20 protein-coding genes are annotated in these 22,574 nt (G+C 70.5%); 9 read left to right on the top strand and 11 right to left on the bottom strand.

Features of this window, described 5'->3' with window-relative positions; translation table 11 throughout:
• Positions 1–163 precede the first annotated feature (163 nt).
• The 4 genes from ABNF93_RS13935 to ABNF93_RS13920 all read right to left on the bottom strand — a co-directional run bounded on the left by ABNF93_RS13935 (position 164) and on the right by ABNF93_RS13920 (position 5,378).
• Positions 164–1,741 (bottom strand): M23 family metallopeptidase, encoded by a 1,578-nt coding sequence (locus ABNF93_RS13935; RefSeq protein WP_349328408.1) that lies wholly within the window; start codon positions 1,739–1,741, stop codon positions 164–166.
• Complete coding sequence (locus ABNF93_RS13930) at positions 1,741–2,325, bottom strand: hypothetical protein (RefSeq protein WP_349328407.1); 585 nt, start codon at positions 2,323–2,325, stop codon at positions 1,741–1,743. The genes ABNF93_RS13935 and ABNF93_RS13930 overlap by 1 nt, the downstream gene beginning before the upstream one ends.
• A 318-nt stretch (positions 2,326–2,643) precedes the next feature.
• Positions 2,644–3,450: a WecB/TagA/CpsF family glycosyltransferase gene (locus tag ABNF93_RS13925; protein ID WP_349328406.1), complete on the bottom strand. Its 807-nt coding sequence runs from the start codon at positions 3,448–3,450 to the stop codon at positions 2,644–2,646.
• Between the two features lie 233 nt (positions 3,451–3,683).
• Positions 3,684–5,378 (bottom strand): lipopolysaccharide biosynthesis protein, encoded by a 1,695-nt coding sequence (locus tag ABNF93_RS13920; RefSeq protein ID WP_349328405.1) that lies wholly within the window; start codon positions 5,376–5,378, stop codon positions 3,684–3,686.
• Positions 5,379–5,503: 125 nt separating this feature from the next.
• On the opposite strand from ABNF93_RS13920, the gene ABNF93_RS13915 reads away from it, so the two are divergent.
• The 4 genes from ABNF93_RS13915 to ABNF93_RS13900 all read left to right on the top strand — a co-directional run bounded on the left by ABNF93_RS13915 (position 5,504) and on the right by ABNF93_RS13900 (position 9,782).
• Positions 5,504–6,793, top strand: coding sequence for a glycosyltransferase (locus ABNF93_RS13915; protein WP_349328483.1), 1,290 nt, complete (start codon positions 5,504–5,506; stop codon positions 6,791–6,793).
• Complete coding sequence (locus ABNF93_RS13910) at positions 6,787–7,896, top strand: hypothetical protein (RefSeq protein ID WP_349328404.1); 1,110 nt, start codon at positions 6,787–6,789, stop codon at positions 7,894–7,896. The genes ABNF93_RS13915 and ABNF93_RS13910 overlap by 7 nt, the downstream gene beginning before the upstream one ends.
• Positions 7,893–9,371, top strand: a complete 1,479-nt coding sequence (locus tag ABNF93_RS13905) for an O-antigen ligase family protein (protein WP_349328403.1) — start codon at positions 7,893–7,895, stop codon at positions 9,369–9,371. Before ABNF93_RS13910 ends, ABNF93_RS13905 begins: the two co-directional genes overlap by 4 nt.
• Before the next feature lie 183 nt (positions 9,372–9,554).
• Positions 9,555–9,782 carry a hypothetical protein gene (locus ABNF93_RS13900; protein WP_349328402.1) on the top strand — a complete coding sequence of 76 codons (228 nt, stop codon included), beginning with the start codon at positions 9,555–9,557 and terminating at the stop codon, positions 9,780–9,782.
• Positions 9,783–9,904: 122 nt separating this feature from the next.
• Here the strand turns inward: ABNF93_RS13900 and ABNF93_RS13895 are convergent, their stop codons facing one another.
• The 3 genes from ABNF93_RS13895 to ABNF93_RS13885 form a co-directional block, all read right to left on the bottom strand.
• Positions 9,905–10,681: a hypothetical protein gene (locus ABNF93_RS13895; protein WP_349328401.1), complete on the bottom strand. Its 777-nt coding sequence runs from the start codon at positions 10,679–10,681 to the stop codon at positions 9,905–9,907.
• A gap of 10 nt (positions 10,682–10,691) precedes the next feature.
• A complete protein-coding gene (locus ABNF93_RS13890) occupies positions 10,692–11,024 on the bottom strand; it encodes a hypothetical protein (protein ID WP_349328400.1) in 333 nt (110 codons plus the stop codon).
• A gap of 123 nt (positions 11,025–11,147) precedes the next feature.
• The gene (locus ABNF93_RS13885; RefSeq protein WP_349328399.1) at positions 11,148–12,212 is read right to left on the bottom strand and encodes a YbaB/EbfC family nucleoid-associated protein; all 1,065 of its coding nucleotides are present in this window, start codon (positions 12,210–12,212) and stop codon (positions 11,148–11,150) included.
• A gap of 249 nt (positions 12,213–12,461) precedes the next feature.
• On the opposite strand from ABNF93_RS13885, the gene ABNF93_RS13880 reads away from it, so the two are divergent.
• From ABNF93_RS13880 to ABNF93_RS13870, 3 genes are all read left to right on the top strand, one after another.
• Positions 12,462–13,655: a DUF8462 domain-containing protein gene (locus ABNF93_RS13880; protein ID WP_349328398.1), complete on the top strand. Its 1,194-nt coding sequence runs from the start codon at positions 12,462–12,464 to the stop codon at positions 13,653–13,655.
• A gap of 608 nt (positions 13,656–14,263) precedes the next feature.
• Positions 14,264–14,758, top strand: a complete 495-nt coding sequence (locus ABNF93_RS13875; protein WP_349328397.1) for an Asp23/Gls24 family envelope stress response protein — start codon at positions 14,264–14,266, stop codon at positions 14,756–14,758.
• 194 nt (positions 14,759–14,952) lie between these two features.
• Positions 14,953–16,101, top strand: a complete 1,149-nt coding sequence (locus tag ABNF93_RS13870) for a bifunctional helix-turn-helix transcriptional regulator/GNAT family N-acetyltransferase (protein WP_349328396.1) — start codon at positions 14,953–14,955, stop codon at positions 16,099–16,101.
• 108 nt (positions 16,102–16,209) lie between these two features.
• Here ABNF93_RS13870 and ABNF93_RS13865 read toward each other — a convergent pair whose 3' ends face one another.
• From ABNF93_RS13865 to eccB, 3 genes are all read right to left on the bottom strand, one after another.
• A complete protein-coding gene (locus tag ABNF93_RS13865; RefSeq protein WP_349328395.1) occupies positions 16,210–16,500 on the bottom strand; it encodes a WXG100 family type VII secretion target in 291 nt (96 codons plus the stop codon).
• Positions 16,501–16,553: 53 nt separating this feature from the next.
• Positions 16,554–16,841 carry a WXG100 family type VII secretion target gene (locus ABNF93_RS13860; RefSeq protein WP_349328394.1) on the bottom strand — a complete coding sequence of 96 codons (288 nt, stop codon included), beginning with the start codon at positions 16,839–16,841 and terminating at the stop codon, positions 16,554–16,556.
• Between the two features lie 372 nt (positions 16,842–17,213).
• Positions 17,214–18,776 (bottom strand): type VII secretion protein EccB, encoded by a 1,563-nt coding sequence (eccB, locus tag ABNF93_RS13855; protein WP_349328393.1) that lies wholly within the window; start codon positions 18,774–18,776, stop codon positions 17,214–17,216.
• 406 nt (positions 18,777–19,182) lie between these two features.
• Here eccB and eccE point away from each other — a divergent pair, with 406 nt between their 5' ends.
• Positions 19,183–20,367 carry a type VII secretion protein EccE gene (gene eccE / locus ABNF93_RS13850; RefSeq protein WP_349328392.1) on the top strand — a complete coding sequence of 395 codons (1,185 nt, stop codon included), beginning with the start codon at positions 19,183–19,185 and terminating at the stop codon, positions 20,365–20,367.
• Positions 20,364–21,029 (top strand): hypothetical protein, encoded by a 666-nt coding sequence (locus ABNF93_RS13845; RefSeq protein WP_349328391.1) that lies wholly within the window; start codon positions 20,364–20,366, stop codon positions 21,027–21,029. Before eccE ends, ABNF93_RS13845 begins: the two co-directional genes overlap by 4 nt.
• A 28-nt stretch (positions 21,030–21,057) precedes the next feature.
• Here ABNF93_RS13845 and eccD read toward each other — a convergent pair whose 3' ends face one another.
• Positions 21,058–22,452 (bottom strand): type VII secretion integral membrane protein EccD, encoded by a 1,395-nt coding sequence (gene eccD / locus ABNF93_RS13840; RefSeq protein WP_349328389.1) that lies wholly within the window; start codon positions 22,450–22,452, stop codon positions 21,058–21,060.
• Positions 22,453–22,574: the final 122 nt, after the last annotated feature.

The raw sequence follows: 22,574 nt of genomic DNA, 5'->3' as shown, positions 1-22,574 counted from the left end.
CCACCACCTCATCGCGAACAGTAGTTGCTCGGCCGGGATGTGCAACCGGCCGCGCTCATGCCGTGCTGGCCGCGCTCGTGCCCCCGTGCCCGCCCGCTCGTGCTCGTGCCTGCGGCACGCATGCCCACCGCGCTCGCCGCGCTCATACGCCGCCGTGCCGGCCTCACGGTTCGACGCCATGACCGGACAGCCACAGCTCCGGGTCCTCGGGCCGTCCCGCGACGCGTACCTCGAAGTGCAGGTGAGGACCGGTGGAGTTGCCGGTCGTCCCCACCTCCCCGATCATCTCGCCGGGTATCACCGACGCTCCCTTGACGCCCGGTGCGAAGGTCCGCAGATGGGCGTACGAGGTCATGACGCCGTTGCCGTGGTCGACAGTGACCATGTTGCCGTAGGCGCCTGCCCACCCCGCGAAGACCACGGTCCCCGCCGCCGCTGCCCGCGCGGGCGTTCCCTGGCTGGCGGCGAAGTCCAGCCCCGTGTGGCACGCCTCCCAGCGGCTGCTGCAGTCGCCGAACCGCGCGGTCAGGTGGTAGCTGCCGGGCGCCACCGGGGTGACCCAGTCGCCGGTGTCCGGGAGCCGGCCGGCGTTGCCGTAGACCGACACATGGACGTGGTCGTAGTGCAGGCAGGTGTCGCTCGTGCAGCCCTGGTAGTGCCGGTAGTCGCGCCAGCCTTCGCTCTGCCGCGCGACCGACCAGATCTTCTTGTCGAAGATGATGTACTTCACGCCGAGGGCCGAACGGTTGGCGACGACCCAGCGGGCGACCTTCCAGCCGTACGCCTTGGCATCGGCGCTCCGATAGTCGTCGAACGGCAACATCGCATCGACCGCCCGCCCACCGGCGTGGTCGCCGTCACCGCCGGCGGGGCGGTCGCCGACGCCGAAGTACTGCTCGATCTCCGGGAATCGCTCGTGCGTACACCGCAGGACCGAGCCGGCGTCAGGCGTCAGCCCTTCCTCGACCTGTGGCCACGGGGTCGGCGGGCACTGCAGGCCGGGCGGGAAGCCACAGTCCTCGGCTTCGCCCGCGGATCCGGTGGCTTCGGCGACGATCGCCCGGGCAAGGGGTTCGTCGTCGGCGTACGCATTGGGATAGGCCGACCGCTGGACAGCCTGGGCGGCGTCGGTGACCGTCATGGATTCCCAGCCGCCGATGTCGGCGAGCCCGGGCTGGCCACCACGCCCGCCGGTGTAGAACATCGTGGCCGAGATCTCGGGATCCATGCGTTCGGTCAGCGATCCCCAACCGGCCCGCTGCTGGAAGAGGCCCACGGAGTCGCGGTCACCGTAGGGGATGTTGTGCAGCGTCGACTCCTGCATGGCGGTGGCGAGCGCGACGACCCAGCCGTACTCGGGGATGTTGGCGCGGCGGCCCATGTCGATGATGGTCTGGGCGTTGCGGGCCTGTTCGGCGTCAAGCTGGTTAGTCTCGGCCGAGTTGCTGGCCGTGATCGCCATCGGACCGCACTGGGCCGCGGTGCTCGCACCATCGGAGCCGAGTGGCGCGAACAACGCCATCGACATCGACCCGATGAGCGCCACCATCATGAGCGGGATCACGGTCACCGCGACACCCAGCGCGATGAACAGCGTCCGCCGGTGAGGGGCGTGGCGGACGCGCCCGCCGGTGCCTCGGCGTACGGCGGTGTCGACGGCGCGGCGACCGGCCCGGCGGGCGGCTGCCTTGGCGAGGCGCTGTCCGACGACCTTGGCGGCCGCGAGGATCGGCGCCGCCATCAGGCCGCCCCGGCGTCAGGCTTCGGTGTCGGTTGCGGCGTGTCGGTGTCGGGCAGGACCTCGGCGACCCGCCAGCCGGTCGTGTCGAGGACGAGGTTGCAGCGCACCTCGAGGCCGTCGCTGAACGTCGTCGTGGTGCCGGCGGAGTAGGGCGTGGCCGCGACGACTCGCGGCCTTCCGTCGACGCGGGACGTTGGTAGCTCGGCCGGGTCGACGTCGGCGAGGCGGCTGGTGAGCCATTCGGTGGCGTACGGCCGGATCCGCTCGGTGCGCTCGGTCGGGGTGCCGGGACGTTTCCACTCGGCGAGGAACCGCTCGGTGACGTCCGCGAGGGCCGCCTTGGTCTTGGCGTCGGGAACGTATGCCCGGTCGTCGTCGTGTCCGGTGCCTCGGCTCGTCGTCGGGTCCGGGCTGACCGGACCGGCCGGTGCCGGCGTACCACCCGCGGGTGGTGGCGTCTCCTCCGTCGCGGAGGTCTGCGAGCCGGCCGCATCGCGGTAGGTGGTGACGAGGAGCGCAACGACGGCAACGACGGCGGCAACTGCCACCGTCACCGCGGTGATCCGGACGCTCCGGTTGTCCATCGGTCGCTCCCCCGACGGGCAGGCCCGGGGCGCTGCGCCGCGGGCATGTCGGCAACCACTGTGTCTCGAATACCGTACGCGACGTAACCGCAACTCCGCAGCGCGGCCAAACCTCACACCAGCCGTCGTACGAACGGAACCCGGCGGGCCGCGAGGGTCACGAGCCCGCAGTCGTGCACCCAACGCGACGAGGACGCCCAGGTGAGACGCCATCTCGACGTACGCCGAGGCGAAGGTCGGCTGCGGGCGGCGGGTGGCCGCTGCCGACGTGCGGGCGAGTGTGAATGCCGTGCCGCGCACGCAGCGCGTTCAACGCACCTACTCGGTCGGCGGACGGCGAGACGTCACCGCCTCGCGAGCGACCAGGAAGACGAACTCGACGTTTCCGAGGACGTAGCGTCCCAGCAGCCGACGCGGCTCCTGCACCATCCGGTGCAGCCACTCGAGACCGGACTTCTGCATCCACAGCGGCGCTCGGCTCACCACCCCGGCCACGACGTCGAACGACCCGCCTACTCCCACGGCCAGCCCGACTCGAAGCTCGCCGAGATGCCGGTGGAGGAACTCCTCCTTGCGTGGCGTGGGCAGGCCGACGAAGAGCAGGTCAGGGCGGGCCGCGGCCACCTCGGCGACGACCGAGGCCTCCCCCTCCGGTGTCCAGAAGCCGTCTCGGGCACCGACGATGTCCACGCCCTGCGCCCGCGCGACGTCCGCTGTCCTGCGTACGGTCTCAGGCTTCGAGCCGAGCAGGTAGACCCGGAATCCGCGCTCTGCGGCGACCTCCCACATCCGGAGCATGAAGTCGATACCCGTCACGCGTTCAGGCACTGGGGAACCGAGAAGTCGGCTCGCCCACACGACCGACTGGCCGTCAGCATTGGCAATGGCGCATGACTCGAGGACCTGCCGCAGGTGGGGATCGTGCCGTGCGGCGATCACCTTGGCGGCGTTGATGGCGACGTGCTGGTGAGGTTGTCCGGTACGGATGAGCGCGCAGGCGGCCTTGACCGACTCTTCCATCGTGAGCGCGTCGACCGGGACGCCGCAGATGTGGGTACGCCTGGACGAGGGGGCGTCGGTCGCGATGCCGTCGTCGTCGGCGTCCGCCCTCCGCGGTGCCGTCACGTTCCCTCCCGCGAAGCCCGGATCACGCGAACGACGGCCCGGGTCAGAGTCACATCGCACAGTGCAGGGTTATACAGCCAAATGACGAACCTCGAACGTCGCTGCGCCGGCCTGACCACAACGACTCGGCCGCACATCTTCACGTCGTCGCGTGCTCCGACCGAGGGTGCCTGTCCAGCATGCCAGTGCAGGAACGAGGGGGCGACCGAGGATCATCAGCCGTTGCCCGATCGCTACGCGGTGTCCGTGGTCTGTGTCGGTACGGAGTCTTCGTTGTTGCTTGTGACGGTGGGCGTGACCGCGAGCCGGCGGACCGCGCGCACCGTGCCCGCGACCTCGCGTCCCTGCAGCACCGCGAACACCGCGCCGAACGCGACAACGCATCCTGTCGTCACGCCGATGCGTGGAACGGCGACGGCCAACCCGGCGAGCGCGATCCCGGCGGCGCCGGTGGCTGCGTACCGCGCGATCCTGCGAACGCGGACAAGGCCGAGCCGCCGGAACGCGACCACCACCGGGATGCCGGCCTGGACGACCATGGCGGCGAGGTAACCGACCGCGATGCCGACCGCGCCGAGGCGGGGCGTCACCACGAGCCAGGTCAACGCGCCCAGGACCACGCCGACCGTGGAGGCCAGCGGCGGAATCCGCGCGAGCGAGAGGTCGTACGCCGACAGGACGTTGACCGACGGTACGGCGATCACGTAGAGCAGGACCGCCAGGACCAGGATCGCGAAGACGGCGCCGCCGCCGGCGTACGACGGGCCGAAGACCAGCCCGAGCGCGGGTCCACCCAGCATGGCGGCGAGCGTGAACGCCGGCAGCATGCTGACGGCCAGTACCCGGGTCACCGTGGCCGTGTGCCGGGCGAGTGCCGCGCCGTCGCCACGGCCGACGGCCTCCGCGGCCGCGGGAAAGAACGCGAGTGCCAGCGCGCGCGGCAGGAAGAAGGCGGGACCCACCAGGGCCATCGCGGCGGCGTAGACACCGGCTTCGGCCCCTGCGGTCGTGTGGCCCGCCACGACCATCGACACCTGGAAGAAGCCCTGGCCGGCGGCGATGCCGAGCGCGGTGAACGCGACGAATCCGCCGAGCTCGGTGCCGAGCGGCGGCATCGGTTCGCGTTGCGGTCGGGACTGCCGTGGTTGCCGACCTGGCTCGCGTGGTTGGTCTGACTGGCGTTGTTGCCGTAGTTGTTGACGCGAGGGCCGCCCTTCGCTCGACTCGCCTGGCCAGCGTGGTGTGGAGGCGGCCGCGGCGAGCGCGAACCCGGCGTACCCGATGACCAGGGGGAGCACCAGCAGAGCGCGCCACTGCGGCGGCGCCCAGGCGACCGCCGCCACCGTGAGGGCGAGGATCGCGAGGTCCGCGCCCACCTCGAGGACCGCGTACCTCCTCGCAAGGTCGTGGCCGTAGAGAACCGATTTGGCGAACGTGTACGCCGAGTAGGCCGCGGTGAGCGCACACGCCGTCGCCACATCGAGCCACCCGGCGCCGGGAAGGACCCAGCGCCCGGCGACGCCGAGCAACCCGACGACAAGGCCCGTGCCGGCGAGGGTCCAGAGGCTGAGCTTCCGGCGTACGCCCACCGCCGCGGCCGGACCCCATCGGGCCGTCGCGACCGGGAGGAACTTCGCCGCGCCGGCACCGGTCGCGGCGGCCGTCGCGAACGTCGCGAAGAACGCGAGCGACACCTGCGCGTTGATCTCGGCGAGCCGGGCAGGATCGCCGGTACGACCGAGGAGGGCGGTATAGACCAGCCGCGTGAGACCCAGCGCGGCGATTCCGAGCATCGACCAGAGCATGCCGCGTACCAGCCGGGCGGCCAGCCGGCGCCGTGCCGAAGCCAGCGTCGCCGCGCCAGTCGTGGTGTCGCCCGGGGTGTCGGCCGAGGCGTCGGTTGAGCCGGGCAGGGTATCGTTCGGCACGGTTACGTCCCCAGAGGGTGAAGTTTCGCGCTCACGGTACTCAACCGGCCGCGACACCCCCGGACTCAGGACACCCAGGATTTCCGAACAGTTCCGATTTCCGAACAGCTCCGTAGGAGACTCGGCTGCGCGTCGTCGTCGTCACCAACCTGTGGCCGAGCGAACTGCGTCCGGCCTGGGGTTCGTTCGTCGCCAGCCGGGTCGAGGCGCTGAGGCGGCTGGGGCACCAGGTCGATCTCGTCGCGGTGCGTGACCATCCTTCTTCCGTACGCCGCTACGCGAGCCTGCTCACCGCGGTCCTGCGCGAGATGCGGGGCCCACGGCGAGCACCGGGCCGCCCACGGCGAGCGGTGGAGCGACGGCGAGCCCGAGGCCCATGGCGAACCCAGGTGGCACAGCCGGGTGAGGGCGTGGTGGAGACCGTCGTGGAGGCCCACATCGCGTATCCGACGGGTCTGTTCGCCTGGCCGCTCGCCGCTCGGCTGGGGGTGCCACTCGTGTTGTTCGCCCACGGCAGTGACGTGTTACGGCTGCCGGGCAGGTCGGGTCTCGACCGGGCGCTGTGCCGGGCGGTGTTCCGCCGGGCGGCACTGGTGGTCGCCAACAGTACGTATCTCGCCGGCGAGGTCGAGGCGCGTCTGGGTGTGGACCCGGAGCGGATCGTCTGCGTGTCACCCGGCATCCGGTACGCCGACCTGGCCGCCGCGGCAGCTTCGCAAGGCTCGGCGAACACCGTGCCCGCTGCAGGACTCGCGACCCGCACGCCTGCCGCAGGTCCAGCGACTCCCGCACCGGTGTTAGCAGCGGCGGCCGCGGGCCGGCAGGGTGACGGCCGAAGACCCCACGAGCTGTTGTTCGTCGCCAACCTCATCCACCGCAAGGGCCTCGACATCCTGCTCGACGCCCTGGCGGAACTGACCAAGCGTGGTGACGACGTACCCGCCCTCCGGGTCGTCGGCGACGGTCCGGAACGACCCGCGCTGACCCAACGCGCGCAGCAGGCGGGACTTCCGGTCTACTTCGCCGGTGAGCTGCCGCACGACGCCGTGATCGCGGAGATGGCCTCGGCCGACCTGCTGGTCGTACCCTCCCGCGAGGAGGCGCTCGGGCTCGCGCCGCTGGAGGCGATGGCCGCCGGGTGCGTAGCCGTCGTGGCTGCCGTCGGTGGCCTCACCGAGTCGGTGACCGACGGGGTCACCGGGTTCACCTGCCCGCCCGAGGACCCGGGAGCGCTCGCCACCACCCTGGTCAAGGCGGTCGCCGCCGTTCGCGATCCGGCCCGCAGGGCGGCGCTGCGGGAGGCCGGCGACACGCTCGCCCGGCGGCACGACGTCGACGCCGCCGCCGTACGCACGATCGAGCACTACGCCGGCCTCGGTCGTACCGCGCGTCGATCGTCAGTCCGCCCATGCTGACGGGCCTCCGTGCGCGCACGCGGACCGCCATGCGTACGCCGCTGCGGACCCGGGGACGGCGGCTCGCTCTCGCGGTCGGCGCGGTCGGTGCGGCTGCCGTCCTCGCGGCCAGCTTCGTGGCCGATGCTCTCCTCCCGCCGGCCAGCGCCCGGATGCCGCTCACGTTCTATGTCGATGCCCGGATCGGCAACGACGCGGCGGTCGGGCGGACGCCGGAGGAGCCGCTCGCGACTTTCGGGGAAGCGGTCCGTCGTGCCGAACCCGGTGCCGAGATCCTGCTGACCGGCTACGGCGACCGGTTGACCTACACCGGCACCGGGACGCGCTGCGTCACCCTCGCAGGCAAGCCCGACCGGCCGATCGTGATCCGCCGCAACGTCTACACCAACACCCTCTCTCCGGCGGTGTTGACGACCGACCACCTGGTGCACGGCGGGTGGAAGCGTCGCCACGGAAGCGAGGGCGGCTCACGCACCTGGTCAAGGCCGTGGCCGCGCAAGATCCGGCTGACGGGTGACCCCGACGTCGGGTTCGTCAAGATCGGCGGCATCGCCCTCACGGGTTATCCGCGCAGGCCGCCGGCATCGGTCGACGAAGCGGCGTGGTGGGAGGGTGGGGAGGTCTACGCCCGCACCAGTCGGGCCGACCCGAACCGGTACCCCGTGATCGTGAAGGACGGCGACGCGCTCTGCCTGTCGGGGAAGTCCCGCCACGTGCGCATCAAGGACCTGATGGTCGTCGGCGCCATTCACGCGGTACGCATCGAACCCGGTGCGGCTGACATCCGGATCGAGCACATCGTCCGTGAGAACGTCCTCGATGCCGATCAGCGCTCTGGCCAGCCTTCCGACCAGCCTTCTGGCCTGCGTTCCGACCAGCCTTCTGGCCTGCGCTCCGACGAGCCCTCTGGCCTGCGTTCCGACCAGCCTTCTGGCCAGCCGTCCGTTCGGCGTTCCGACCAGCCCCCTGGCCTGCGTTCCGACCAGTCCTCTGGCCTGCGTTCCGACCAGCCTTCTGGCCAGCCGTCCGATGGGCGTTCCGATCACCTGGACCTGGAGACGGACGTGCCGGGGCTCCTGGAACACGGCGGAGACAAGCAGTGACCTCGGTCGGTTTCGGTGTCGCCGCGGTGGCCGTCGCGCTCGTCGTGTGGTGGCGGGTTCCCTGGCTGCGTTCCTGGCCACCGGCGCTCGGCCTGCTCATCGCCACCTTCACGGTCGTACCACCGCACCAGACCATCGTCCTCGGAGTCGGCGCCGACGATGCCCTGTTCGTGCTGGGCCTCGGCATGCTGCTGCCGTACGCCCTGCGCTCCCGCGTCGGGGTCGGGTCGGCGGCAGGGCGGCTTCCGTACGTCTGGCCGCTCGCCATCGGCGCCGGACTGCTCGTTGCAGGCACGACGATCTCCGCGTTCGTCAATGCCGACGGGCTCCCTGACACGGCCGCGTTGCTGCTGCGCGGCCCGATCCGACTGCTGCTGTACGTCGTGATGGTCGTGGTCATCGTGGCGCAGCTGCCGCGGGAGCGGACCCGGACCGTGGTGGCCCGCGGCCTCGCCGCAGTCGGAACGTTCGAGGCGGCGTTCGGTGTGCTGGCGTATACGATCGGACTGCCGGGCGGATTCGGTCTGCAGGCGGCGCAGGGGAACACCAGTCTGGTCGGGGAGATCCCCGGCCGGGTCACCGGCACCCTCGGCCTCTCCCCGAACTTCCTCGGCGCCCTGCTGGTCCTCTCGATCCCGGTCACGCTCGGGATCGCGCTGGACGCCGCGACGCGGTGGCATACGTACGTCCGATCCCTGCTCAGCCGGTTGCTTGGTCGCACTGCCACGACGGTCAACACCGGGGCCGGGGGCTGGGGGCAGCTGGGGTGGGCGCTCGCAGTCGTCGTCCAGACCTGGGCGCTCGTGCTCACCTACACCCGCAGCTCGCTCGCCGTGACACTCCTCGCCTGCGCGGTCCTGGTCGCTCTCCGGGGGCGGCTACGGTGGCTGGCGGTCGGTGCGGTGGCCCTCGTCGCACTGCTCTTCCTGACACCCGCGTTCGACCGGATCATCCACGACCGAACGGATCGGCTGGCGTTGTACACCTCGGCCGTCCGGGTGTTCCTGGACTATCCGATCGCTGGTGTCGGCCCAGGCGAGCAGGCTCGGTTCACGGCGGCGGCACCGGAGCTCTACCGTGCGACACCGTACGGCGTGGCAGGCAACAACGCCCACAACACGGTGCTGCTCGCCGCCGCCGAGAACGGCGTCCTCGGACTCCTCGGGGCGCTGGTGCTCAACCTCGCCCTCGTCGCGGTCGCGGTCGCGGTCATCCGGCGGGCGCGGGCGATGAGCCGGTCGGCCAACTCCCTCCGCACCGAACCGTTGGCCATCGGTGTGGCGATGCTGGCCTTCCTGTTGCAGGGGATGGCGAACAACCTGTTCACGGTGACGCTGACGGCGAGCGCGCTGGTGATGCTGCTCGGCGGTTGCGCTCTGCCCTGGCTCGACCGGACGGCAGACGAGGACGTGGCGGGTGCTGGTTCGCTCGCTTCGCGTGACCTCGCCAAAATGGCGGGAAACCCTGAAACCTAGGCGGATCTAAAGGAATCTACCGTCTACGCTAGACGAACGTAGATCGCGCGAGAGCCCGCAGGGTTGAGTCCGGGCTGCCCCGGCCCGACACACCCGCGGGACGGGGGCCGGATACGACTCATCCCCGCAGCTCGCCGAACCCACCGAAGGTCGCCGCACCCGGCGAGGTCTTCCGTAGTGTCTGTGCCTATCGCCCGGGGACACGGGCGAGTGTTCTACTTCAGTCCGGGCGACGAGGAGTACCCCGTCTACCACCACCCGGACGTCCTCAAGGTGATCGCCAACGCTGTGGCGTGTGCCGCGCCGACGGAGCCGGAGCGCCGGACGCCGAGCGTGTCGCGGCGCCCGACCGGGTGGTACGAGACCGGGGAGACGCTCTCCACGGCTGACCCGCGCCTGGCCCAGTCCTGACCTCCCGTGCTGGTCGGTAAATGACCACGCTGAGCAGGCGTACCGCACGCGGAACGGGTGTCGACGCCTCTTTGGCGAACACGGGCATGCTCAGCGTGGTCATTCAACCGCCGCGGGCATGCTCAGCGTGGTGCGGCCAGTCGGCCACCGGGGCGCGGCCAGGTGCCGTCGACCACACCTGCCGCACCATCGAACGTCAGCAGGCGCGTGTGCAGGCGTCGCAAGCTCGCCCGGGAGTCCCGCCGGAACTCGACGTACGTCCCAGTCGCCTCCATCGCGAACTCGGCGAACGTCCGCACCGCGGTGAGAACGGCCCGCGTCGGCGCCGTTCCCAGCAGGGCAGCACGGGAGACCTGGCCCGGGCCAGCGGACACCGTCGCCGCGAGGATCGCGGCCACCGCAGAGACAGCCGCCTGCCGGAGGCCGGTCCTGAACGACTCGATGGCGTCCGCCGACGTACGCAGGTGGCCGGCGATCTGGTGGCAGGTCTCCCGTAGAGACTCGAAACAGGTGCTCAACACGTCCTGGTGATAGGTCTGCAGCGCGTCGGCGGCTGGACCCTCCCAGGAGTCGAGAAGCCTCGTCACCGCTCCCGCGATCTCCGTCCGGCCTGTCGTCACCCGGGTGCCGAGCGATGCGCGCGCGGCTCCTTCGTACGAAGGAGCATCGGAGGCTCCGGAACCACCGTCCCAGTCCTGTGCCGCCGCGCGCAGGAGCCGAGCGTCCCCAGGCGTTACCACCATGTCCCGGGTCTTCGGCCACGCGGCCTGGACGGGATGTGGCAGCAGCTCGAGGTGCCGGTCGACCATCCACGCCATGAATCGCACGGGGTCGCCGTGCGGGTCGATCGCCTCGCCACGCCCGCGGCCGGCTGCCGGCATCGCGCCTTGCTCGCTCAACACCCCTCCCCTAATCGTCGAGCTGGCGGCCGATGGTGTGCAGTTCGTCGCTTGCCTGGTCTTCCTGGTCCTGCCAGCGCCGGGCCGCGACATGAATCGTCGCCCCGATGTCATCGAGTACGACGCCACCGTCACGCAGCAGGTCCGACGCCGAACGCCGAAGCGCGTCATAGGCGTGGGCGAGGTCGTCCTCGCCATCGTCGGGGTGTCCCCACGCCTCGACGGGAAGGTGCAGCGGTGCCTCGTCCAGGGACACGGCGAAGCGTCCCACCGTGCCGCCAACGTCGGCAAACGTCGACGCGGCACGCTTGAACGCGGCCAGGTCGACCGAGGTCTTGGCCACCGGTTCACCTCCGAGCTTTCCGAAGTAGGTTAGGCGATTCGACGATCACCGCGGGGTGGTCATCCACAGGAGCCGGGCGCGGACAAGCCGCTCGCTAGACGGCGCCCCCTTGGAATTGGTCAGCTAGGGCAGCCGCTTGCGGAGTTCGTCCATGCGGTGCCGCAACTGCGCGAGCTGTTCCTGCGCCACCTCCTCGATCGGCCGGTCCCCGGTGATTTCCGCGGCGAGTTCGCCGCGCCGCCGGGCCGCGGCCTCCTCGCCCTCGCGGAGCGCCGCGACGAGCTCCTGGGCGAGCTGCCCCTCGGCGGTCTCAGTGGCATGGCGCGAGCGCATCTCGATGTCGATCAGCTCCCCCTCGCAGGTGAACTCGACGGCGACACCGGTACGGACGTCACCGGTGCGGACGGTTTCGGCCGCGAGCTTCGCCATTACGTGCCGCAACGCGGGCACCGCCTCGGCGACCCACGGAAAGTCGACGAGCCTGCCGATCTCGGAAGCAGCGGGTAGTCCACCCATGGCGGCGGCGTGCATGCCGGCGTCGTGCAGATCGGCGTCTCCCGGGTTGGCGTCGTGCGATCCGGTGTCGTACGGGGCCTCGTCGGTCGGGTCGGCGAGGTACCGGTCGGCGTACCCCAGGCCAGCGGTCGCCAGGTCGAGGAAGTCCTGGTCGGTGAGGTCCATGCCGAGGTCGGGCAGATCTGGCTCTTCGCCGTAAGGATCCTCGCCGAGATCCATGAGGCGGGCATCGGCCGCCGCACTCGCATCCCTCCCACTCGCATCCCTCGCGGCCGCATCGCTCGGACCTGCATCGGGTACGCCAGGAGCGACCGGCACGTCGGCCCCGGCAGTTGTCGACTGCGCAGACGGGTCCAGTGAACCCGCTCGAGGGGTGTACAGGGACTCGGCAGCGGCGACGGCGTCCCGGCTCGCGCTCCGGTAGAGCCGCGCGACCTCGGTGTCGAGGGCCCGCGCCTGGATCGCCCGGGTCCAGTTCGGGTCGAGCGTGATGGCGTGGATCCGGGCGTGGCCGTCGACTGCGACGCGGACGGCGCCCCGGCTACCCTCCGCGGTGAACACCCGCGCGGCAAGGTGAGTTTCGAGGGCACGGAGCTGCTCACCGAACGCCGTGACGGCCGAAGCCGACGGCTGCGACCCGGCAGCGCCATGGTCGCTCCGGTCCGCACCCATGACGTGTCCCCCGATCACGGCCCTGCCCGTGGCAACGGCGAGCAAAATACCTGGCCAGGCGGGTCCGGTGTCAAGATCGTCCGTCCACCGATACGACTTTGACATTCTCGTGCGGTGGCGCGCCGCCCCGTTCGGTGGCCGGCGAGAACGCCGGGCACCCCGTCCCATCCGGGAACGCGACCGCGACACGCGCTAGCCGCATCTAAGGAAATCTACGGGTTTTGCTAGATGTGGACATACAGTCCGATCGTGGATCCCGTACGGAACCCCTACGCGCCGGGTGCGGGCCAGCGCCCGCCGGAGCTTGCCGGCCGCGACCGGGAGGTACGCCAGTTCGAGGTCGTCCTCGAACGCGTCGCCGCCGGCCGCCCCGAACGCAGCATGGTGCTCTCGGGCCTGCGCGGCGTCGGCAAGACGGTGCTCCTCAACGCACTGCGTTCCCTCGCGCTGTCCCGCGCCTGGGGCACCGGCAAGGTCGAGGCCCGCCCCGACCGGTCCATCCGGTTGCCGATCGCGCAGGCACTCCACGCCGCCAGCCGCGAGCTCGCGCCCCGGCACCGCGACCCCGAACGTGTCGACGAGTTCCTCGGCGTCCTCAAGGCGTTCGCGCTCGAGACGACGGCGAAGGACCGCAAGGGGGTGCGGTGGCGACCGCCCTATGAGGTGCCGGCCCTCCGTGGCCGCGCCGACTCCGGCGACCTCGAACTGGACCTGACCGAACTCTTCACCGCTGCCGGCGAACTCGCCCGTGACCTCGGCGTGGGTGCCGCCGTCTTCATCGACGAGATGCAGGACATCGCGCCGGACGAGCTGTCGGCCTTGTGTGGTGCCTGCCACGAGATCAGTCAACGCGCGGCGTCGTTCATCGTCGTGGGTGCCGGCCTGCCGCACCTCCCGGCAGCGCTGTCGGCGAGCAAGTCCTACGCCGAACGCCTCTTCCGCTACGTCTCGGTCGACCGGCTCGAGCGGACCGCGGCCGACCGCGCGTTGACCGTTCCGGCGGCGACGGAGGATGTGGAGTACGAACCGGAGGCGCTGAACGCCCTGCACGACGTCACCGACGGCTATCCGTACTTCGTCCAGGCGTTCGGCAAGGCCACCTGGGATGTCGCGCCGAGAAGCCCGATCAGCGTCGACGACGTGAAGGTCGCCGCACCGGAGGCGGAGGCGGAGCTGGCGGTCGGGTTCTTCGGATCCCGGTACGAACGTGCGACACCCGCCGAGCGGGAGTACATGCGGGCGATGGCCGAGCTGGGCGCCGAGGTCGCGGACCATCCGGTGCCGACCGGCGACGTCGCCAGCATGCTCGGCCGCAAGCCGCAGAGCCTGTCGCCCGCGCGGGACTCCCTGATCAAGAAGGGCCTCGTCTACGCCGCCGAACGCGGAACGGTCGCCTTCACCGTCCCTCACTTCGGCGCCTTCCTGCGTTCGCAACACGCGTAGCCCTTCTGTCGTACGCCTCGACTGTCCGTCGTTCGGCGATCCCGCCATGGGTGCCTGCGGACGCCAGGTAGGCTCGCGCACGTCCCCGATCATTCGCACCGATGGCGAGGCCCAGGTACATGCGCTGTCCACGTTGTGGCTCTGACAACTCGGACGGCCCTCGCACCTGTTCTCGCTGCGGCATGACGTTGACGCCTCACCAGCAGAGCGGTGGGCAGCCCGGAAACTTTGGGCAGGCAGGGATGCCAGGGCAAGCCGGCCCGGCGCAGGGCGGTCAGGGTGCGTGGGTGCCGCCCGCGTCGGCGCAAGCCGGTGGCGACCCGCGCGGCCATCCCCAGAAGGATGGTGGCCAGCCGAACGAACGGCAGCCCGGGGAGCAGCCCCGTTCTGTCGGACCGTCCTGGACCCGGCCTCCCGCCCAACCGAACGAGTCGCCACCCTGGTCGGAGTCAGCTGACGCCGCCCCCTGGCAGACGCCACCCCAGCACGCCGCCTCACAGCGATGGACGACGCCGCGGCCTGGCCCGGATCAGCAGCCATCGGCGGCGCCGGCCGAACCGCCCCGACCCGCGTCGCGCTATCCCTGGGCGCTGTGGCGCATCCTCATCGTGGCGCTCCCTGTCGAGGCGGTGCTTGCGGCGGTCTACGGCATCTTCGCGCTCGCGCCGAGGCGGGGAATCTTTGCCCAGTTGGCGGACGATCCAGCCGAGGTGACACGGGATGCGGCCACACAGAGCGACAGCATCAACCTCGTCCTGTTCCTGCTCGCCGGCATCGGTGCCCTCGTCGTGATCGGGCTGATGGTGGCGTGGCTGCTCCGGTCACGACGTACGACAGAAGCGCCGTCGGCGTCGTTCAGCCCGGCGTGGTGGGCGGTCACCGCGCTCGGTTTCGCGGCGGTGGTGGTAGCGCTCGCGCTCCATGCGAACTCCGACCCCGGCCCGATCGCGGTCGGGTACGGGTTCATGGGCATCGGTGCGCTGCTGATCGCGGGCGCCTCCGTCTGGGCCATGCCCGTCGTACGCAAGGCAGGGCGGCAGGCCGCACAGGCGGCGGCCGATGCCGCCGCGTCCTCGACGACATCCTCGCCCTCGCCCTCCTAGGGGCGGGTCTCGCCAGGAGGGCTGCCCCCTTCGCCTCTTGCCGCCACACCTACACAGCTTTGTTGGATGAACGGTTTCCCCATCCCATGGGTGGCTGGTGTGAGGCGCCCCATCCCATGGGTGCTGGCGTGGCGAGATCTCGCGTGCGAATATGTTGGACTCAGTCCAACAACTCGGGGCTACGGAGGCCTCAGGTGTCCGCTTCCTCCACGTCCACGGAACCGCAGTCAACGACCCAGGCAGCGGCAGTCCCTACCGAACGGACCAATGCTGTCCGGGCGTTCAACCGCTTCTACACCGGTCTGATCGGTGCGCTCGGGGGACGCCACCTTCATTCGCCGTACTCGCTGACCGAGGTCCGGATCCTCTACGAACTCGCCCGTGGCGGTCTCACCACCACCGCCGGTACCGCGACCCCTGACGCAGCTGGCACCCCTGACGCAGCTGGCACCCCTGACGCAGCTGGCACCACTGACGCCGCTGGCACCACTGACGCCGCCGGCACCACTGACGCCGCCGGCACCACTGACGTGCTCACCCTTCGGCGCGACCTCGACCTGGACGCGAGCTACCTCAGCCGGATCCTGGCGAGGTTCGAAGCCGACGGCCTGGTGCGCCGCGACCGCTCCGAAGCCGACGCCAGACGCCAGGTCGTCGCACTCACAGCCAAGGGACGGGCCGAGTTCGCGTCACTCGACGCCCGCGCCGCCGACGACGTACAACGGCTGCTGTCCGGCCTCGCCGAAGGTGACCAGGCGCGACTGGCCACGGCCATGGGCGTCATCCGGGAGGTGCTCGGTCATGCGCCACGGCCGCCGGCGTACGTCCTTCGTTCGCTGCGTCCCGGTGACCTCGGATGGGTGGTGCATCGCAACGCGGTGCTCTACGCCGAGGAGTACGGATGGGACGCCACCTACGAGGCCTTGGTCGCCCGCATCGTCGCCGACTACATCGACCATCACGATCCGGCCCGCGAGACCGGATGGATCGCGGAGATGGACGGCAACCCGGTCGGAGCGGTGTTCTGCGTACGCAAGGACGACGAGACCGCACAGCTCCGGCTGCTGCTGGTCGAGCCGGCGGCCAGGGGACTCGGAGTCGGCGGACGGCTGGTCGAGGAGTGCGTGGGTTTCGCGGGACGGGTCGGCTATCGACGGTTGGTGTTGTGGACCAACGACGTGCTCACCCAGGCGCGGCGGATCTATGAGCGGGTCGGGTTCCGGCTGGAGAAGGCTGAGGCCCACCACAGTTTCGGCAAGGATCTCGTCGGCCAGTGGTGGGGCCTGGACCTTCCTTCGGCGAAGTCCGCGAAGTCGCCCACCCGCTCCACCGAGGCGACGTGACCGCCCGCACCGCCAACCCGGACAGCAAGAGATCCCGGCCACCGAGGTAACCGGGATCTCTGGTGATGCTGTAGCTCGACCGAGGCACGTGACCTGTCGTAGATCGGCCTACTGGAAGATGGTCTGGTTGGACCGCTCGGTCTCGCTGTAGTTCACCTTGATGTTCTCGACGGCGGCGCCGAGCTGACCAAGCACATCGTTGAGTTCGCTGATCGCCTTTTCCCACTGGGCCTTGGCGTCGGTGTATGCGTCCCTGGCGCCGCCGTGCCAGTTGGCCAGCTTGGCTTCCAGCGCCTTCTCGAGGTCGTTGGTCTCGTCCTGGATCCCGCGGTAGGCCAGGCGCAGGTTGGCCTGCAGCTGGTCCAGCGCCGCTGGATCGAATCTGGTGAAGTCACTCATGAGGGTGAAACCTTCCGTGCAAGTTTGGGTGTGCAGGACACGTGCTCAAGGGGTCAGGTGGTGCCGCCGAGCAGCTCTTCGATCTTGTTGACGCCTTCCTGCTGCTGCTCTTCCGTCGCCTCGTAGCTCATCCGCGCGGCGCCCATCTTCTCGCGCAGGTCGTTGAGTGCGTCGCCGACGACTTGGAGCTTCTGGTCGAAGGTGTCCATCACGCGGCCGAACGCCCTCGAGGCGTTGCCCTCCCACGTGCCGGCTGCCTCCGCCTTGTACTCCTGCAGCTTGCCCTTGATGCCGATGATGACGTCGAACGAATCGCCCACACGCTGGGCGGCTTCGGCCATCTCGGCTCTGTCTTGCTGACCTCCCACACCTACCTCCTCCGGTTAGCCCGACGGTGCCGGGCGCTGTCGTCGAGCGCGGAGCACTCGCATCGCTGCTGAGGGTGCCGGGGTTCCGCCGACCCGGATCCCCCCGTGCGGAACCACGGTTGGAGGTCGTTGTGCGGGTTTGGCACCCAACGCTGGACAACGCTAACGCGAAATGGGGTCTTTGCGTCAGCAGGTACCTCCGAGGTTGTGGATAACTCTCGTGAAGATCGTCCAGGGGCTCCGGGAAGCATCGCGAGCTGCGCCCACCGAGCCACTGTCGCCACGCCCGCGGGCTCACCAACCAGCGCTGGCTCACCCACTCGGACCAGCTCACGGCTTGGTCCTTCACCCGCCTGCGCCACCCGCGGTTCCGGCGTCGTTCTGGTTGGCTGACGGGTCGAACGACGCCACCCGGAATGCGGCCTGCTGCGAGAGCGCGGGCCCCTCCGGGACCAGTCGGAGCAGCGACGACGGCACCTTCTCGGGTTCGATCCCGTCGAAGCCGAGCGCGTCCAGCGAAGCCTGGTCTGGCACCGGGAACTTCACGCCCTCGTCGGTGATGAGGAAGAAGCTCTCCGGCTCGACGTCAGGTCCTGGCTGAAGGCCGACGATCGCCACGCGGCCGGGCGGTACGACAACCCGGTCGATGGAGTTGCCCTGCGAGCCCTCGCCCTCACCTTCGACCGGTGCGGCAGGCAGTTCGCCTCCCATGGTGATGTGAACGCCTTCCCGCGAACCGCCGTACCACAGGCACACCGGTTCGTCCGTGGCCGTGCCGACCTCGGCGAGTCGTGGTGTCGTTGCCGGAAGGTCGGGCACCGCGATGCTCGGTGTCTCTGAGGCGGCGTTGTTGACCTCACTGATGGTGACATCGGTGGCCTCGTCCTGGTCCACGCCGTTGATCTCCGCCGCGCCTTCCCCGAACAACAGGTCGGCCTGCACCGCGGTGATCTCGGTCAGGCCGTCCGCGAGCATCACGTAGTAGGTGTCGGGGCTGTCCGAGTGGAAGACCTGGCCGATCCAGGTGGTCTCACCATTGACGAGAACGGTGCTCTGCTCGCGGCGACCGGGTACGACCGGGGCCGCGAGTGGCTGGCCCTCCTCGAGGGCGTCGAGCCAGGCCGCACCGACGGTGAGGGGGGTGCCCTGGTTCAGGTCCAGGCTCCGCAGGGCGTCGTCGTCGGTGGCGAGTCGCTTGCCGCGGTAGATGAGGAAGAGCGATCCGTCAGGCGATCGCACCACCAGAGCCTGGTCACCGATGGGCCGGGCGCCGAGGTCGCTCTCGGTCGCGCCGATCAGCATGTCGACCTCGAGCTGTTGCGCGTCGTTCACCGTCCGCGCGGTGGAACAGGTCGTGAGTGGCTTCGAGGTGACATTGTCCTTGCGGGGAACGGAGTTGGGCGCCAGCGGGATCCCGATCCGGGGTCCGCGGGGGACGTCGTCGAGCGATGCGCTCGCCACTCGGACCACTTTGGGTTCCTTGCCCAGGATCAGCCGCGCGGACGTGTGGTTGAGCACCTCCACGAGCACCATGTCCTTCTCGTCGATCTCGCCGGTCGGGTTGGCCGGATCCGGCGCCTGCTGTTCACCACCCTGCTGTCCCGTTTGCTGGCCGCCGGAGGCGAGCGCGTCCTTGTGGAGGTAGAGGTAGATGCTGTTGGTGTCCTTGTCCACGATGAGGGTGTCGGCGGCCTCCTGCTTCCACTGGTCGGTGCGGGTGTCGGCGATCCAGCCGTAAAGAGCGACACCGGCACAGGCGAGGACGCCGATCATGATGCCCGCGAACGTTGATGTCGAGACCCGCCGCATGGGCTGCTCGAGGGCTTCTGGCTCGCTGCCGAGCATGGCGGCCAGAACCCGCCGAAGAAGGTAGCGATACGCCTGCAGCTGGTCCCGTCGGGTCTGCATCGTGGTCCCTCGTGATCGCGATCTGGAAGCGATGATGCCGTCACCGGCACGTACGCGACGACTACTGCCGGTGCCGGTGAGTGCCGGACTGCCGTGCACCCAACGAAACCCCGGTGCGAGGTGCCGCAGCGACCGGGAGCGTTTCCGTGGCGTGCGAGAGCGACACTACGATATGCCGGCGAGCCGGTGCCGGGTGCAGCGAGCGCCGCCGGCTGTCGGGGACGATGACCACGACACCCGCCTGGGTGTGCCGCGCCGCCGCGGGGCACGATTCGGAACCGCGGGACGTCGACGGGAGGAGGGCCACGTGTCCGCCGTGCGTGAGCAGCCAACAACCGGGCCGAGAAACTCGGCCCCCGCGCGTCCACGTCCCCCCGAGCGCCCACCGCGGCGTTCCGTCGTCCACATGAACCGGACCTACCCCGGCCGCCACATCGGCCCTCTGCCGCTCGCCCCCGTCATTGCCTGGCAGGTCGCCATCGGCGTCGGGCTGACCGCGTTCGCCGCGGGCGGGCCCTGGATCCTCGCCGGTGCGATCGCCGTCCTCGTGGTCGCCGTGTTCACCGTCGTGTGGTGGAACGGCAGGCCGCTGTGGCGGTGGATCCGTGTCTGGGCCGCGTACCGCCGCAGGAACTTCCGGGCCGAAGCCGGTCCGCCGAGCGACCCCGCGATGGCACCGCTGCGCGAGTGGCTGCCCAGGTTCGAACTCGCCTCTGTCGCTGGCCGGCGCGGTGGTCGTTCCGTTGGCGTGGCCCATGACGGTTCGGGCTATGTCGTGCTGCTCGGGCCGGACCGCGAGGACCTCATCGCGTCCGCCGACCCCGTCAACATCCCGCTCCGCGCGCTCGCCAACCTCGGCGAGGCGGAGGGGATCCGGTTGGCCTCGGCGCAGCTCGTCATCCGTACGCTGCCGGCGCCGGCCCCGACACTCGGGCCCTACGGCGCCCAGCTGGGCGCCTCGTACGCCGAGATCAGCCCCGGCGACACCCCGTCGGTGATGTCGTGGTGGGTGGCGCTGCGGCTGGAACCCGCCACCGGCGGCACGTCGGCGACCCTGGACGGCACCGACCACGACGCTGTTCGCCGGGCTCTCCGCGCCAGCGTCGGCTGGGCGACCAAGGTGCTGTCGTCGTCCGGTCTGCCGTGCCGGCCGCTGGAGGAGAGCGAGGTGCGGGAGGTGCTGACGCTCTCGATGAGCGTCGACCCGCACCATGTGCCGAGCGCACGCCGCGACCGGCGTACGAAGGAGACCTGGCGCGGCTGGACCTGTGATGGTGTATCCCACGTGACGGGCTGGCTGCGCCACTGGCCGCGGTCCGGGCCGCCTACGCTCGCGAGCGTCCTGGCCGCCATGGCCGGGCTTCCCGTCCTGTCGGCCACCGCTTCGTTGTCCTTCACGTGGCCGTCGGACCACAGCGTCCGGTGCTCTTCGTTCGTCCGGGTGTGTTCCACCGACGCCAAGGCCGCGCGGACGGCGTTCCGGCAGCTGTCGAGGTCGGCAGGGCAGTCGAAGATCTCCGTCACACGCCTCGACGGCGAACAAGTGCCCGGACTTCTCGCGACCATCCCGATGGGAGGCGGTGCCCGGTGACCCTCACGCCTTCGGTGCAGGCGCACGAGACGAGTATCGACGCGCTCGGTGACCTCACCCTCACGCTTCCCCCGGCAGGTCTGGTGCTCGGGTCCGGCAACGCCGGGTCCCTCGTCGTCCGCCTGTTCCGTAGCGACCCTGTCCGCATCTGCGTCGTCTCGGTCGGCCAGCTGGCCCAGCTGATCGCCTACCGCGCCCTCGCCGTCGGGGCACACGTCACCGTCGTCACCGACGCGGTGGCGGCCTGGGGACGCCTCGTGTCGGCCGTGCCGCGCGGACCGTCCTGGCTGACGGTCCTGCCCACCGGTGCCCGGGTGACGGCGTCGGGAAGTCTCGCCCGGCCGTCGCTCGTCGTCGACGCGACCCGCGACCATCAGGCGTTGCCGCGATGGGAGCAGGGCGACTGGCAGACGTTCGTGTCGGTCCAGGCCAATCTCGAGGTCTCTGACGAGGCCCGGTTGCGGTCCTACGACCTGCTCATCAGCCAGCGACTCGAACCCGCCGCGGCCGAGCTGGCCAGGCGAGGATTCGGCCTCGCCAAGGACCGGGCGAGCTGGCTCACCCAGATGCCACCAGGTGTGGTGGCCGTGGCCGCGGCGGGCCAGCTGTCCTTCGGCCAGTTGAGCCTCAGCACCATGGAGCAGCGACTCTTCGTCTCCTGAGCCAGACAGGCCGAGATCCGGGCGAGGCTCAGCCGAAGAGGCTGAGAATGCCGGAGTAGACCCCGACCGCGCCCATCGCCAGCGGAACGACCGTCAACAAGACGACGACCTCGAACAGGTCGGCGGCCCGCGCCCAGTACGGCGACAGCCGCCGGCCCGGGACGCTCACCGCCCACGCACCGAGCCCGCCCGCGAGCAGCAGGCCGGGCAGTCCGCCGGCGAGAAGCACCAGCAGGGCGTCGCCGTCGGACGCCAGCCGGAAGGCCACCAGCGCCGCACACAGGACGCCGCCGGCCAGGAGCCACCGGCGGTGCGTACGGCCGCGGAAGTGTCGCGACCTCAGGAACATCGCGAGGCCGGCCACTCCGGTGAGGGCGGGACCGAACACCCCTTCGGCCTGGCTGAGGAAGACACCGCCCGCGACGCAGATGAACGTGGACGCCGCCACCATGGCGGCGACCAGCTTGTCGGCGGTGATGGCCTGCTGGAGGACGGTCGGTCCGGGAAGGACATCGGTCTGCCGCCGGAGCTCCTCCGCGCTCGTCGGGAGCTGGGGCAGCGGCAGCTGGGCCAGCCGCGCACACAGGGTGGGCAGGAAGGGGACTGCGCCAAGCGCGAACGTCACGGCGATGCCCGCGGCGGGGACCGCCGCGGCGTCGGAGATGAGGACCGCCGCACTGGTGAGTACGCCGACGAGGGCCACGGTGGCGGCCCCGAAGAAACCGTCCCAGCTGGCGACGATGCCGATCCCGGCGATGGTGGACATGAGCAGGACGAGTCCCGAGGCGAGCAGCATCTGCGCCGCGCCGAACGCATCGATGCCGACCTGTCCGCCGAGTGCGACGAAGCCGCCGACACCGGCGTAGCCGACGCCGAACGCACCGACCAGTGCGCCGACGGTGGCCTGTCCGAACGCCCGGGACATTGCCGCGCCGGTGCCCACCATGATCACCGAAGCGACGAGGGTGACGATGCTGGGCAGGATCCAGGGTGGGCCGCTCTGCAGCACCACGACGGCGCCGAGGAGGAAGAACGCGGCGGCCACCGCGAGCGCGGAGGACCGGGCGTCGGACGGCTGCCACGCCGCCCGCCGCTCGCGGGTGGCCACGGCGATGGCGTCGGCCACATCGTCGAAGGCGAACTCGGGGATGGCCATCTCGCGGTGCCGCAGGTGCAGCACGTCACCGTCGCGCACACCGAGGCCGGACAGCCGTAGCGACGGATCGAACGCCGACTCACCGAGCCGCTGCAGCACCCATCCGCCGCGCAGGAACGCCGGATCGTCCGGGTTCTCGCCGGCGTACTTCAGCAGGGTCGGCAGCAGATCCGAGAGCGGGGTGTCGGTCGGCAGTGCGAGGTCCATCCGCGTTCGCGGTGCGACGACGGTGACCCGGCAGAGTTCGACGCCGCTGTTCGCCTCCACTGTTGATCTCCTCACCCGTGTCGAGCACTCTGGAACAGACGATCCGCGAGATTACCCACATCGGGGTGAAGCGGGCGCGTCTGGTGCATCGTTAGCATTCTCCAAGAGACGGTGCGGAGCGG

It is taken from the genome of Actinopolymorpha sp. B9G3, from assembly GCF_040120725.1.
Lineage (GTDB): Bacteria > Actinomycetota > Actinomycetes > Propionibacteriales > Actinopolymorphaceae > Thermasporomyces.
This window is presented reverse-complemented; position numbering and strand designations above follow the sequence as displayed.

Excerpts from the sequence above, each read along its gene's own strand:
- ABNF93_RS13910 (WP_349328404.1), top strand. The coding sequence starts at position 6,787 with ATGCTGACGGGCCTCCGTGCGCGCACGCGGACCGCCATGCGTACGCCG.
- ABNF93_RS13885 (WP_349328399.1), bottom strand. The coding sequence starts at position 12,212 with ATGGGTGCGGACCGGAGCGACCATGGCGCTGCCGGGTCGCAGCCGTCG.
- ABNF93_RS13930 (WP_349328407.1), bottom strand. The coding sequence starts at position 2,325 with ATGGACAACCGGAGCGTCCGGATCACCGCGGTGACGGTGGCAGTTGCC.
- eccE (WP_349328392.1), top strand. The coding sequence starts at position 19,183 with ATGAACCGGACCTACCCCGGCCGCCACATCGGCCCTCTGCCGCTCGCC.
- ABNF93_RS13865 (WP_349328395.1), bottom strand. The coding sequence starts at position 16,500 with ATGAGTGACTTCACCAGATTCGATCCAGCGGCGCTGGACCAGCTGCAG.
- ABNF93_RS13860 (WP_349328394.1), bottom strand. The coding sequence starts at position 16,841 with ATGGCCGAAGCCGCCCAGCGTGTGGGCGATTCGTTCGACGTCATCATC.
- eccB (WP_349328393.1), bottom strand. The coding sequence starts at position 18,776 with ATGCAGACCCGACGGGACCAGCTGCAGGCGTATCGCTACCTTCTTCGG.
- ABNF93_RS13935 (WP_349328408.1), bottom strand. The coding sequence starts at position 1,741 with ATGGCGGCGCCGATCCTCGCGGCCGCCAAGGTCGTCGGACAGCGCCTC.